The sequence below is a fragment of the Mesorhizobium sp. 10J20-29 genome (assembly GCF_054130485.1).
Window position 1 is genome coordinate 1,225,896 of the sequence record NZ_CP199156.1, and the last position, 13,415, is coordinate 1,239,310.

A 13,415-nucleotide genomic window follows, 5' to 3' on the forward strand; every position below is an offset into this window, starting at 1 on the left:
CGACGCAGGTGAGCGGTCGGTGCGTGGTTTAAGCTGAAGATGGAGAGCCATCATGTCGTCCGTTACCGCACCGAGATGCCTCGCCGTCGTATTCCTGGCAGCACTCTGCGTGATCTCACGCGCCGCGATCGCCGAGGAACTTGCCGGCTCAGGCATCAGGAAGCTGATCGGCGGCGAACTGGTGCGGCTCAACACGCCGCTCGGTATCTCCCTGCCTTTGCGCTACCGCAATGACGGCGTGGTGGTGGGTGACATTTCCGGGATCTCGGCTGCCCGCATGTTCGCACCGAAGGAAGAGGGCCGCTGGTGGGTCGAGAACGACGCGCTCTGTCAGCAATGGCCGACCTGGTACAAGGGCCGCCAATTCTGCTTCAAGATCAAGCTGCTCGGCCAAGGCAAGATTGCCTGGCTTCGCGACGATGGCGCATCGGGTACCGCGCGCATCGGCGAATAGCCTTTCAGGTCGTCCTAGCGATCCTCGATGATGCGAAGGTAGGCCGCCGTGACGAGCAGGATGATCAGCCCGAACAGGATACGGCGAGCGCCCTCCGGCATTTGCAGCACCGTAAGCAACGTGGTCAGCACCGTCAGGATCAGCGCTCCGAGTATCGTTCCGGTGTAGCCGCCCCGCCCGCCGAAGATGGAGGTGCCGCCAATGACGGCCGCAGCGACCGAGGGCAGCACCAGCGGTTCGACGAGGGAGAGCGATGGCGCCTTGATCAGGCCGACGTAGAGCAGCCCGACGATACCCGCGAGGACGCTCGAAATGATGTAGAGCGCAATGATCACCTTCCAGTAGACGACGCCCGAGAGACGCGCAGCCTTCTCGTTGTCGCCGACCGCATAGAGCAGCCTGCCGAATCCGGTGCGGCGCAGCGTGAAGATGATCAGAGCGGCGACAGGCAGGAAGAGCAGCAGCGCGTTGGGGACGCCATAGGTCAGCCCGGTTCCGAGCCAGCCGAGGAAATCCGGCACCTTGGTCCCCGTCGCGATGACGGTGCGCTGGTAGACCTGCAGGCAGCCTATGCCGATCAGACTGGTGCCGAGCGTCATGATCAGAGGGTGCACCCGAAAGACGCCGACGCCGATGCCGTTCGCCAGGCCGATCAGCACGGCCGGGATCATGCAGATCAGTATGGCGACAGCAGGGTCGTGATTGATGACCTGAGTCGCCATGATGAAGGCGCTCATCGTGGCGACGGTGCCGACGGAAAGATCGATGCCGCCCGTCAGCATCGTCATGGTCTGGCAGCCGGCCAGGAGTGCCAGCGGAATGGCAAATTTGATGGTGTTGGCGATCCAGCGCTCGTTGATGATGCCGGGGCGCAGGATTTGCAGCACCAGTACCAGCAAGACGAGCAGGATCAGCAGGGGCACGAGCGGTCGGTCACTCATGAAGCGCTTGATGCGCCGGCGGAGCGGCACCTGCGCTGTTGTCGATGTCGCGCCCAGGCTCATTGCGTCCTCCCCCTCATGGCCAGGAAAGCGCCAAGCATGACGACCACGACCATGATCGTGCCTTCCACGATCGCCGCGACATTGGGATCGATGGCGAGAAGCGTCAGGTCGGTGCGCACAAGTCGCAGCAGGAAGACCGCTACGATCGGTCCTACCAGCCCCCCGCGTCCGCCGCCCAGCACCACGCCCCCGAGCACGACGGAAGCAACGCTTGCCAGCAGATAAGGCCCGGGGATCGGCGCGCCAATTCCCGTGCTCATCGTCAGGGTCAGTCCCCCCATGGCGCCGAACAGGCCGGCAATCGCATAGGCGACGACGCGGGTGCGCGCGACGGGAACGCCGCTGCGGAAGGCGGCGAGCTGGTTCGAACCGATGGCATAGATCGAGAGCCCGAGCCAGGAGCGTCGCAGCGGTATCCAGACGACACCAAGGCAGACGAGGAGCAGAACGAGGCCTTTCGGTATCCAGTCGGTCACTGCCTCGGGAACGCCCGGCACTCCGACCGTTCCGACGACCAGTTCCTTCAGCCATTCCGCGGCAGAGCCGCCCGGTGCGCCGAGCACAAGCAGCGCGGCGCCCTGCAGTACGAAGAGCATGGCAAGCGTCACGACGATGTCGGGAACCCGGGTAACGACGATCAGGATGCCGTTCAGGGCGCCCAGCGCGAACCCGACCAGGAGGACGAAGGGCACGACGAGCAGCGCGAATTCTTCAGACGCTCCGTCCATCATCGCCGCCGCGATGACGCTGGTCAGCGCCATCATCGAAGCGACCGACAGGTCGATCCCACCAGCGATGACCACGACCGTCTGGGCGGCAACGGCAAACGCGAAGGGCAAGACGGCGCGGACCAGCGAGCCGAAATCATTGGCGCCATAGTTGGGCTGAATCACCCGGGTAAAAACGAACAGCAGCGCCAGCAGCACGAAAAGTCCGGTGACCCAGCCCTTGCCGCGGAAAAAGGCCATCATGTTGCATCCACCTGGCCGGAGGCCTCGCCACCTGTGGGTGCAATATCCCGTTTTTCGTCGCGCGGCAGCCCATAGGAGGCGCGCGTAAGGGTCGCTTCGTCGGCAACGGATGCGGGGAAGATGTCGACCACGCGTCCGCCAAAGATGACGACCGCGCGGTCGCAGACGAACTGCACCTCCTCAAGTTCCGAGGTGTAGAACAGGACGGACTTGCCCTGCTCCGCCAGCTCGCGCAGCAGCCGGTAGATTTCCTTCTTCGTGCGTACGTCGATGCCGCGCGTCGGATCAAAGCATAGGATGGTCCGCGCATCGGCGGCGATCCAACGCGCGATCGTGACCTTCTGCTGGTTGCCGCCCGAAAGCCGTTGCACCTCCCTTTGCGCACGGGTGTCGATCTGCAGCCGCTCGATCGCGCTGCCGACCAGCTGGCGTTCCTTGCGCATGTCGATAGGGCCCCAGTTGCGCAGGCTGGCGCTGAACGGCAGGGCGATGTTGTGCTGCACGGATTGCTGCATCAGGAGCGCCTCCGACCGGTCGCCGGGCACATAGGCGATGCCCTCCCTGACGGCATCGGCGGGATGCGAGAACTCGACGGGTCGGCCGTCCACCTCGATGGTGCCGCCGGACGGGCGTATCGAGCCCGAAAGCGCGCCGAACAGCTGGTCCTGCCCCTGGCCTTCGAGCGCCACGACGCCGAGAACCTCGCCATTGTGAAGGTCGAACGAGACGTCCTGCAGCCTGGTGCCGACGCGCAGGTTGCGCAGGCCGAGCCGCGCCTGCAAACCGGCCGGGAGGGCGTCGCCGTTGGGGAGTGAGGCCGCGCGCGCCTTCTCCATCTTTGCGCCCAGCATCAGCTCGACGATACGCTCCTCGACGCCCGGCTCGATGGCGACGACGCCGACCGTCTCGCCGTCGCGCAGCACGGTGGCACGGTCGCAGAGAGCCGCGATCTCAAGAAAGCGGTGCGATATGAAGATCACGGAGCGACCGGCCTTGCTCTGGCGGCGCACAACGTCGAGCACCTTCTCGGCAAGGTCCGCGGGCAGCGCCGCCGTCATCTCGTCGAGCAGGAGCACATCGGGCTCGATGGCGAGCGCACGTGCCAGGTCGAGCACCCGCTGAATGGCGAGCGGAATGTCGCGCGCGGTCGCATAAATATCGAGGTCAGGCACGCCAAGCTCGCGGACCCACTGGCGGAACGGCTCCAGCGGGGTTCGCGTCAGGCGCAGATTCGACGCCACGTCCAGATCGGGTATCAGAACCGGTTCCTGGTAGACCGATACCAGGCCGGCGCGGCGAGCTTGCGCCGGCGAACGGATATCATGCGACTGTCCGCGGATCAGGATACTGCCGGAATCGGCAGGCACGGCGCCGGTGAGAATCTTGACGAGCGTGGACTTGCCGGCGCCATTGGCGCCCATCAGCGCATGCACCTCGCCCGGCAGGACCGACAGCGAGGCGTTACGCAGCGCGGCGACCGCGCCATAGTTCTTCGCGACGCCGGTGGCGTCGAGGAGCGGGCTGCTTGTCATGGGCGAAGGCTATGCACTGTTGTGGCGGGAAGAAAGGGGGCGGCGGCTTTTCGGCCGCCGTCCCCGTCGTGATCCTGGTTATTCACCCGGGCCCTTGCAGGCCACGATCTGTTCCTTGCTGTAGGTGGTCCAGTCCGGGATCGAGATGCTGACCGGCCATTCGGGGCTGAGCGACGGATCGGCGGCAGCCTTCAGCTGTGCCATGCCCTCGTCGGTGGTGTTTGCCCAGATCTGCGGATTGACCAGCACGGTCTGCTCGGCCGGCTTCTTGCCATTGAGAATCTGCAAGGCGAGCGTCACGCCGGCGCCGCCGATCGAACCCGGATTGGTGACCGCCGCGCCCTTGAGGCCCTCGACGGAGGTGAGCTGGCCAACGAAACCGGCGTTGTCGGCGCCGACGACCGGAACCAGCGGCGTTTGCGATTCAACCAGCGCGTCGACGATCACATTGTCGATGCCCGAGGTCCAGATACCGTCGAACGGCAGGCCGCTGGAAATGAAGTCCAGGATCTGCTGCTTGCCCTGGTCCTGCTGCCAGCCGGTGAAGACCTCATGCGCCACCGTGACATCCGGGAACTCGGCGAGGGCCCGCTTGAAGCCGGTATCGCGGTCGCTGTCTGCCGATGCACCGGCTGCGCCACGCATGTAGACCACGGATCCCTTGCCGCCGATCGTCTCGAACAGCCACTTGGCACCAAGATAAGCGTATTCCTCCTGGTTGTTGGAGATGATGTAGGCGGTCGGCTCGGTGACCGTCTGGTCAACCGCGACCACGACGATGCCGGCCTTGGTCGCTTCCTCGAGCGCCGCCTTGATGCCAGCCGGGTCGGCCGGGTTGACAACGATGGCATCGACACCGGCGCTGATCAGATTGCGCAGGTCCTCGAGCTGGCCCGAAGCATCGGTGTTGCGGTGCGCGATGTTCAGCTTGTCCACCTCGCCCGAGGCAAGCGCCTGGGCCTTGATCGCGCAGATCATTTCCTCGCGCCAGCCGTTGCCCTGGACGGTGTTCGAAACACCGATCGTATAGGGTCCCTCTGCATTCGAGGCGACGACCGAAGCCAGAAGTGCCGCGCCGCCGAGGTGCATTGCCAGATATCTTGAATTACGCATTGTCGTCTTCCTCCGAGTGTTGAACTGTTTGTTGTTCTTGGTCTTGGTTTCTCGTTTCCGCCGTCACTTGACGAAGGGGCGAAGAACGTCGCGGGCGAGGAGAAATCCACGCTTCACCTTATCATCGCTCCCTTCGAAACGCCGGTCCTCATGCTCGATGATGACAGGCCCGTCATAGCCGGCCCGGTAAAGGCCGGCGAAGAATCCGCTCCAGTCCACGTCGCCGAGACCCGGCATGCGCGGAACCTGCCATCCCATGCCGGCCGACAGGATGCCGCGTTCGTAGAGCCCGTCGCGGTCGATCATCAGGTCCTTGGCGTGGACATGCAGCATGCTCGCGCCGAACTCCCTGATGAACCTGTCCTGATCAATCATCTGCAGGACGAGGTGGGACGGGTCGAAGTTCATGCCGACATCGCCACCCCAGGCTTCGAGGATGCGGCGCCAGATGTAGGGCGCGTAGGCGATGTTGTGGCCTCCGGGCCATTCGTCGTAGCTGAAAATCATCGGGCAGTTTTCGAAGGCCAGCTTGACGCCGTTGTCGCGCGCGTGCGCGATCACCTCCGGCCAGACCTTGAGTGCGTCTTCCCAGTTTGCATCGACGGTCTTCGACGCGTCGCCGCCGCAGAAGGTGTTGACGACGCCGACACCCATGCGCGAGGCCAGGACGATGACCTTCTTGAGATGATCGATCACCGCCTGCCGGTGGTCTGCATCGGGATGCAGCGGATTGGGATAGAAGCCGAGGCCGGAGACAGTCACTCCCTTTTCCGACAGCGACGCAGCAATTTCCTTCGCCTGCGAAGCCGAAGTGCCGTCCGCGTCGATGTGACTGGTTCCGGCATAGCGGCGGCTCGCGCCGGAAGACTTCGGCCAGCACGCGATCTCCAACGCTTCGAAGCCGACTGAGATCGCCCAGTCGGCAACTTCGCCTAGCGATTGATCCGGGAACGGTGCGGTCAGCAGTCCTAGCTTCATATCCTCTCTTCCTCTTCGTAGTTCCAGATTGCTCCGGACGCTTCAACACGCCTGACGCGCGCAGATCCCCCTGATGAACTCAATGGGGTCGTCCGAGAGCAGTCCCTCCAGGCCCTCCGACACGCCGCGGCGAAATTTACCGTTCGCGGCTAGTCCGGGATCGAAGATCGTCTCGATCGACAAGATCCCTTCCGTCAGCGCCCTTACATCCTTGCCAGTCCGTTCAGCCAGCGCGGCTACCCTGTCCGCACAGGGATCCGAAACCTTCCATTTCGCGCCAAAACGCGCAGACGCCTTGATGAGATAGGCCATCCAGCCTGCGGCGGAAACGGAAAGAAGCGTGATGTCGCGTCCTGCCTGCAGACTTTCGCGGATCGGGTTGAGCAGCCTTTGCACGATCTTCTGCGAGCCGTCCGTCGCCACCTGGTGGTTGCGGTGGCGGATGGCGGTGTTCCTGAGACGCGCGAGGCTCTGCTCGACATAGGCCTCCGGCGAAACGCCGGGCACCGGCATCAGCGTCGGCAGCGTCCCTTCGACCAGCATGCGTCGCACGAAGGCTGCGAGCAGGGGATTGGCGATCGCGTCCGACGTGTGCTCGAGGCCGGCCAGGACGCCAAGGTAGCAAAGCGTCGTTTGCGCGCCGTTGAGCACGCGCATCTTGAGATGCTCGAACGGCGTGACATCGTTGACGAAGCTCGCGCCGACGAGATCCCAGCGCGGGAATCGGCCGGCGAATTTCTCTTCTATCACCCATTGGCGGAACGGCTCTCCGACGGCGACGGCATCGTCGCGATAGCCAAAGCGCCGCTCCACAGTCTCGATGTCGTCTGTCGAGGTTGCGGGCGCAATCCGGTCGACCATGGCCGACGGGAAGGTGGCGTTGTCCGCAATCCAGTCCATCAGCCCGGTGTCGCGACGGGCGGCGAGCGAACGCACGACATTGGCGAGCACCTTGCCGTTTGCCTGGATATTGTCACAGCTGAGCAGTGTGACAGGACGACCATGCGTCTTCCTGCGTTTGTCGAGTGCTTCCACCAATATGCCCGGCACGCTACGCGGTGCCCGGGGGTTGGCCATGTCGTGGACGATGTCGGGGTGGTCGAGATCGAGTTCGCCGCTCGATGGCCGGTGGCAATAGCCCTTCTCGGTGACGGTGAGCGTCACCACGTCGATATCGGATGTTGCCAGGGCATCAAGCGCCGGCTCGGCGCTCTCCTGGCTGTCGACGACCGACACGATGCTGCCGATGACACGCGCTTCCACGCGCTGGTCCTCTCGGATCAGTCGCGTGTAGAGACTGCCCTGGCCGCCCAGGGTCTTCGACAGGTTTGGCGGCCGGACATTGATGCCGACGACGCCCCAGCGGTCGAAGTGTCGAGCGAGGAGGTCGTCCGTGTATTCGGCCTGATGGCAGCGATGGAATGCGCCCACGCCGATATGTGCCATGCCTGGCTGCAGCTTCGCCCTGTCATAGGCTGGTCCCGCAATGCCGGCCGGCAGTCGCGCCAGCATGGCGGGGCCGAGCTTCTCGAGCGCTCCGGCGGGGGCGTTCACCGGTTTGCCCCCACCACCCATTGTTCCTGGTCGATCAGAGCGCCGGTCATAGGCCCGGCTGCATCCGAAAGCAGGAACACAGCGAGCCGAGCTACATTTTCGGCGGTAAACAGGCAACCGAAAGGCTGCGATGCCGATGCCTCGTCGAGCCAGCCCGGACCGTGGCCGAGCGTGTCGCCCTGCATGATGCGTTCGGCAGGCGTGTCGGTCCATCCGACATTGATGCCATTGACCCGGATGCGGTCGAAACGGTGTGCGTTGGCAGCGCTGCGTGTGAGTGTGGCGAGCGCACCCTTGCTTGCTGAATAGACGGCAAGCTCGGGAGTGCCGCAATGCGCGTTGATCGACTGGATGTTGACGATGGCGCCGCCCTCGCCCCGTTGGCGCATGGCCGTGATCGCCGCTTGCATGAGAAAGAAAGGCGCGCGCGCGTTGACCGTGAACAGCTTGTCCCAATCGTCGAGGTCGGCCTCGAGGAGGGAGACCCGGTCGGTCAGGCCCGCAGCATTGACCAGCCCATCGATGCGCCCGAACCGGTCGAGGCATGCTCGCACCAGACGGCCAGGCGCTCCCGCGTCCGAAAGGTCGGCGGCGACGAAGATCGACGGCGCCCCGACGTGCGAGAGTTCTTCAGCAACCGCCTGCCCCCGCACCTCGTCTCTGCCGGTGATCAGCAGGCCTCCGGCGCCGGAACGGGCGAGCGTCACGGCGATTGCTCGGCCGATGCCCTGCGTCGATCCCGTCACCAGAACCACCTTGCCGTCGAGTTTGATTTCCACCGGCCCTCCCAGAACACAGTTTCTATTTTTTAGAATATGGAATAACCATTCCGCTCCGTCAATCTCACTCCGGTCGCGATCCGCGGCGTGCGACGACGCCATGTACCAGCGCCATGCCGACGGCGAGCGACGCGGCAAGCGAACGGAACCCGGCAAAGTCCGACTCGACCACTTCCAGCCAGGTGTCCGACAACTTGACCAGCGGGCTGAAGGTGCTGTCGGTAATTGTGACGATACAGGCGTTGCGCTCGTTTGCGACGGCCACCAGGTCGGGCGTGATCGAATTGTACGGGCTGAAGGAGATCGCGAGCACGGCGTCCCGCCTGCCGATGCACGCAACCTGATCGAGCGCATTGGACCCGACATTGTCGACGAGCAGATTGCGCACGCCCTGCTGTGAAAGCGTCAGTGAGAGATAGGTCGCGACCGGGAAGGCCCGCTTGCTACCGATTACATAGATCAGTTCCGCCGCCGCCAGCTGCTCTACCATCGTATCGAAACTGTCGAAATCGAACTCGCTGTCCAGCCTGCCAAGCGAAGCGCGCGAAGCTCCCACCATGCCGGTAAGGAAATGGCCGTGCTCGCCGGTATCCGCAGTCCCCGGGCCGGCTCCTTCGCGGGCGGCCCCCTCTGGCCAGGATCCCTTGACGTGTTCCTTGAACAGGCCCTGGAAGTCGGAAAAGCCGGAATAACCGAAGGTCTTGGCGAAGCGCACCAGCGTCGAGGGCTGAACGCCAGCCTGCTCCGCCACCTGGACAATCGTGCCGAGAGCGACCTCGCTTGGGTGCTGCCAGAGGAAGATGGCGACCTGACGCAGCCGTTTCGGAAAATGCACGGTTCCGGACGACAGGACAGCGCGCAGTTCCTCGTAGGTCTGCGGCTTGGCGTGGCCAAGTGCTGCGAGTGATCGCGCCTTCTTGCCGCTCGCCGACTCTTCGCGACCACTGCCCGCCAGCTTTGCGGGGGTCTTGCGAGCGCCCCTCATGCTGCCGGCACGAGCGAGGTACCGCTTCTCGGACTGAAACTCACCCGAACCTCCTCCCGGCTCTTTCCGGCCCCGGCACTGCCGCAAGTTAGTCCCGCCATTCCAATTTACAAAATGAAAATTTGGAAATTGCGTTCGAAACTTTCGGATGCCACTTTATGATCGGTACAACGCTGCGCTGGCTACATGGGAAGGAGTACCGGGAGCATGGTCTATGCAACGACAGACAAGGTGGCGCATGATCGCCTGAGAGTTGGCATGGTCGGCGGCGGCCGCAATGCCTTCATCGGCGCCGTCCACCGGCTCGCCATTCGCCTTGACGACCGGATCTCGCTGGTTGCCGGGGCGCTGTCGTCCGATCCGACCAACGCCGCGGCCTCCGCCCAGGAAATCGGCATTGCGCCCGACCGCAGCTAGGCGGACTACCGCGAGATGGCACGTGCCGAGGCAGCCCGGGCGGACGGCATCGAGGCGGTCGTCATCGTCACGCCCAACCATCTGCATGCGCCGATCGCGACGGCCTTCCTAGAGGCTGGCATCGACGTCATCTGCGACAAGCCGCTGTCGGCGACGCTTGCCGATGCCGAGGCGCTCGTGGCGCTGGCCCGAGCGCGCAAGCGCCGTTTCGTCGTCACGCTGAACAACACGGGCTACGCCATGGTCAGGCAGGCGCGCGAGATGGTGGCGGCCGGCGAACTCGGCCGCATCGTTTCGCTGCATGCCGCCTACATCCAGGACTGGTTGACGTTGCCGATCGACGCGGAGGGCCAGAAGCAGGCAGAGTGGCGGACCGACCCGGCGCGAGCTGGCCAGTCGGCCGTGCTCGCCGACATCGGCGTGCATGCCTTCAACCTGGCGAGTTATATCTCCGGCTGCGAGGCCGAAGTGGTCGCAGCCGACCTTTTCACCGCCGTCCCGGGACGGCGCCTCGACGACAATGCCCATGTCATGGTGCGCTGGACCGGCGGCGCGCGCGGGACAATCCTGGCCAGTCAGACCTCGCCCGGCCACTACAACGATCTCTCGGTCCGCATTTTTGGCGACAAGGCCGGGCTCGAATGGTCGGGCGCGCGGCCGGAAGAACTGCGCTTCTCGGTCTATGGCGAGGAGACACGCACCATCGTGCGCGGCGGCCATGGCGCCTCCGCGGAGAGCCAGCGGGTCTCGCGCATGCCGGCCGCCCATCCGGAAGGCTATATCGAGGCCTTCGCCAACTTCTACTGTGACGCGGCCGAGATCATTCGTGCCCATCGCGGCGGCTTGGCGGTCGATCCAGCGCGGGCTGCCCAGGTACCTGACGTTGTCGACGGAGCCCGCGGCGTGAAATTCGTCGCTGCCGCGGTCGAATCCAGCCGGGCCGGCGGCACCTGGACACCGGCCCGGTTTCTGCCAGCCTGATCCGGACATCGGATTGAATCGCCAGGCGGAAGCTACAGAACTGTTGGAAATTTTCCCGGCTGCACATAGGAATGGCGGTTAAACGCCGGCGAAGGTTCGCCGGTCTGGGAGAGTTTACGCATGACGCATCTGCAATTTCCCGCCGAGCTGCAACAGCGCGCGGAACAACATGGCCCGATAACCATCGGCCTTGCCGGCGCGGGCCAGATGGGGACGGACCTTGTCGTGCAGGTTGCCCTGATGACGGGAATGCGGATCGGCGCGATCGCAGAGGTGCGCCCGCAGTCCGCCATCGACGCGGCGCTTCTGGCGGGCCATGAGCGATCGGACATCGTCCAGGCCGGTTCGGCAACCGACATCGACCGGGCGATAGAGGCGGGCAAGATCGCCGTGACGGAGGACCTGAAGGCGCTTGCCACGGCGGGGCGCATCGACGTCGTCATCGACGCCACCGGTAACCCCAACTCCGGGACACTGCTGGCACTCGAGGTCATCAGGAACGGCAAGCACATCGTCATGCTGAACGTCGAGGCCGACATCACCATCGGCCGGTTCCTGCATGAGGAAGCCCGCAAGGCTGGCGTCGTCTACACCGGTGCCGCAGGCGACGAACCGGCCTGCGCGCTGGAATTGATCGGCTTTGCCAGGACGCTCGGCTTCGGCATCGTCGCAGCGGGAAAGGGTAAGAACAATCCTCTCAGGATCGATGCCGTGCCGGCCGCCTACGAGAAAGAGGCGGCCGAACGCAACATGAATGCGCGCATGCTCGTCGAGTTCGTCGACGGCTCCAAGACGGCCGTCGAGATGGTCGCCATCGCCAACGCGACGGGCCTCGTTCCCGACGTGCCCGGAATGCACGGGCCGGCAGCGGGGCGGGACGAACTGGCGGACGTCCTATGCCCGCGCGAGGACGGCGGCATCCTCAACCGGAAGGGTGTCGTCGACTACTCGATCGGCAAGGGCGTCGCGCCCGGCGTGTTCTGCGTCATAGAGACGAAGCATCCGCGCGTGCTCGAACGGATGAGCGACCTGAAGGTCGGCAAGGGGCCCTATTTCACCCTCTTCAGGCCCTACCACCTGACCAGCCTTGAAGTGCCCCTCTCGGCTGCCCACGCGGTGATCTACAAGCGTGCCGATCTCGAGCCGCTTGACCGGCCTGTAGCCGAGGCCGTAGCTGTCGCCAAGCGCGATCTCGGCGCCGGCGACACGCTCGGCATGATCGGCGAGACCGACTACCGCGGCTTCGCGATGACCTGGGAAGATGCGCGTCGTGCCGGCGCGGTGCCGATCGGTCTCGCCGAGCGCGCCAAGGTTCTCCGGCCGCTCAAGACAGGCGAGTTCCTGACCTACGAAAACTGCGTGCCCGACGACTCCATGATCATTACGCAGATCCGTAAACGGCTTGACCAGGCCGACGGGCGCTTCGCAAGCAACGCTGCCTGAGCCTAGGAGAGCTCGGCGATCCGGGAAAACAGCGCGATGCACTCGAGATCCAGCGGGTCGTCGACAGGCTCCGGCTGGGACGAAAGGCGCACGACCACGACAGCCGCCTCGGGATCGACCCACAGCCATTGCCCATGGATGCCGATGGCGAAGAATGCGCCGTTTGCGAAGCCGGTCTGGTACCACTTGTTTCGGTAGCGGCCGTTCTCCAGCAGGTGCGCGAAGTCACCCTGTCGCCAGGCGTCTGCGTCGCCGCCGGTCAGCGTGTCCTGCACCCAGCTTTCCGGCAGAACGCGCTTGCCGCCCGTGACGCCGCCGTTGCGCATGAGTTCGCCGACGCGCGCAAGGTCCCGTGCCGTGACGCTGACGCCGCCGGCCGCGCGGGCGGTGCCTTCGCGATCGACCGTCACGAAGCCATCGGCCTTCGCACCCATCGGCTTCCAAAGGCGCTGGCTCATCAGCTCGGCATAGCGCCGGCCTGCTGCGCGCTCCACGACAATGCCCAAGAGGTCGGAGTTCGGCGAGCGGTAGCGGAAGGGTGCGCCGTGGTCGCCCGCCCCCTTCTTCAGCGAGGCGAGGAAGCCGAGCATGGCTTCCTCGGCCCGGCCCGGAAGCTGTGGGTTCCAGAGCATGGCTCGCCGGTAGCGCGCGAAATCGCTTTCCGGGTCGAGGTAGCTTTCGTCGAAATCGAGCGCGACCGCCATGTCGAGGAGGTGCCGCACCGTCGCGTCGCCATAGGCAGAACCGGCGACCTCCGGCACATGATCCGTGATCGGCGAATTGGGGTCGAGCGCGCCGTCCTCCTGCAACATTCCCGCAAGGATCGCGGTCAGCGATTTGCTGATCGAGAACACGATGTGGGGGGCTCTGGGAGCGTGGTGCGGCGCATGAAAGTCCGCCACGAACTTTCCGTTTTTCATGACGACCAGCGCATCGGTATGCGAGCGTCGCAGGAAGTCGTCGATCTTCTCCTGCGTCCCGTCCGCCCGCGTCTGCGCCAGCAGCCATGTGGGGTCGGCCGCGGGAGGCTCCGAACCGTCAGCAGCGGCGATCACAGCGCTCGGCACCATTTCGGCAGCGTTGTGAAACGACCATGCGCTGTAGGGAGCGAGCCGCCAGTTGGCGAGAGAAACCTCGCTGCGGGGAAAGCCGAAGCGGGTTGTAAACGCGTCAGTCAAGGATGGTCCTTCCGGCAAGGAGCGCC

The 13,415-nt window shown here is 64.8% G+C and carries 11 protein-coding genes and 1 pseudogene; 3 read left to right on the plus strand and 9 right to left on the minus strand.

The window, feature by feature from the left end:
• The first annotated feature begins 52 nt into the window (after window positions 1-52).
• Entirely contained in the window at window positions 53-454 is a 402-nt protein-coding gene (locus ACT2BZ_RS05905; RefSeq protein WP_457939919.1) for a hypothetical protein, read from the plus strand.
• 14 nt (window positions 455-468) lie between these two features.
• On the opposite strand, the gene ACT2BZ_RS05910 is transcribed toward ACT2BZ_RS05905, so the two are convergent.
• The 8 genes from ACT2BZ_RS05910 to ACT2BZ_RS05945 form a co-directional block, all read right to left on the minus strand.
• Window positions 469-1,458, minus strand: a complete 990-nt coding sequence (locus tag ACT2BZ_RS05910) for an ABC transporter permease (RefSeq protein ID WP_457939920.1) — start codon at window positions 1,456-1,458, stop codon at window positions 469-471.
• The gene (locus ACT2BZ_RS05915; protein ID WP_457939921.1) at window positions 1,455-2,429 is read right to left on the minus strand and encodes an ABC transporter permease; all 975 of its coding nucleotides are present in this window, start codon (window positions 2,427-2,429) and stop codon (window positions 1,455-1,457) included. The genes ACT2BZ_RS05910 and ACT2BZ_RS05915 overlap by 4 nt, the downstream gene beginning before the upstream one ends.
• The gene (locus tag ACT2BZ_RS05920) at window positions 2,426-3,961 is read right to left on the minus strand and encodes a sugar ABC transporter ATP-binding protein (protein ID WP_457939922.1); all 1,536 of its coding nucleotides are present in this window, start codon (window positions 3,959-3,961) and stop codon (window positions 2,426-2,428) included. Before ACT2BZ_RS05920 ends, ACT2BZ_RS05915 begins: the two co-directional genes overlap by 4 nt.
• A 78-nt stretch (window positions 3,962-4,039) precedes the next feature.
• Window positions 4,040-5,074, minus strand: a complete 1,035-nt coding sequence (locus ACT2BZ_RS05925) for an ABC transporter substrate-binding protein (RefSeq protein WP_457939923.1) — start codon at window positions 5,072-5,074, stop codon at window positions 4,040-4,042.
• A 63-nt stretch (window positions 5,075-5,137) separates the two neighbouring features.
• Window positions 5,138-6,052, minus strand: a complete 915-nt coding sequence (locus ACT2BZ_RS05930; protein WP_457939924.1) for a sugar phosphate isomerase/epimerase family protein — start codon at window positions 6,050-6,052, stop codon at window positions 5,138-5,140.
• A gap of 42 nt (window positions 6,053-6,094) precedes the next feature.
• Window positions 6,095-7,564 carry a mannitol dehydrogenase family protein gene (locus ACT2BZ_RS05935; RefSeq protein WP_457941233.1) on the minus strand — a complete coding sequence of 490 codons (1,470 nt, stop codon included), beginning with the start codon at window positions 7,562-7,564 and terminating at the stop codon, window positions 6,095-6,097.
• A gap of 38 nt (window positions 7,565-7,602) precedes the next feature.
• On the minus strand, window positions 7,603-8,385 hold the full coding sequence (locus ACT2BZ_RS05940) for an SDR family oxidoreductase (RefSeq protein ID WP_457939925.1): 783 nt from the start codon (window positions 8,383-8,385) through the stop codon (window positions 7,603-7,605).
• A gap of 64 nt (window positions 8,386-8,449) precedes the next feature.
• The gene (locus ACT2BZ_RS05945; protein WP_457939926.1) at window positions 8,450-9,370 is read right to left on the minus strand and encodes a MurR/RpiR family transcriptional regulator; all 921 of its coding nucleotides are present in this window, start codon (window positions 9,368-9,370) and stop codon (window positions 8,450-8,452) included.
• Window positions 9,371-9,577: 207 nt separating this feature from the next.
• Between ACT2BZ_RS05945 and ACT2BZ_RS05950 the strand changes: the two are divergent.
• Window positions 9,578-10,768: pseudogene (locus tag ACT2BZ_RS05950) on the plus strand (Gfo/Idh/MocA family protein).
• A gap of 120 nt (window positions 10,769-10,888) precedes the next feature.
• Window positions 10,889-12,211, plus strand: coding sequence for an NAD(P)H-dependent oxidoreductase (locus tag ACT2BZ_RS05955; RefSeq protein WP_457939927.1), 1,323 nt, complete (start codon window positions 10,889-10,891; stop codon window positions 12,209-12,211).
• Window positions 12,212-12,213: 2 nt separating this feature from the next.
• Here ACT2BZ_RS05955 and ACT2BZ_RS05960 read toward each other — a convergent pair whose 3' ends face one another.
• On the minus strand, window positions 12,214-13,389 hold the full coding sequence (locus ACT2BZ_RS05960; protein ID WP_457939928.1) for a serine hydrolase domain-containing protein: 1,176 nt from the start codon (window positions 13,387-13,389) through the stop codon (window positions 12,214-12,216).
• Window positions 13,390-13,415 lie beyond the last annotated feature (26 nt).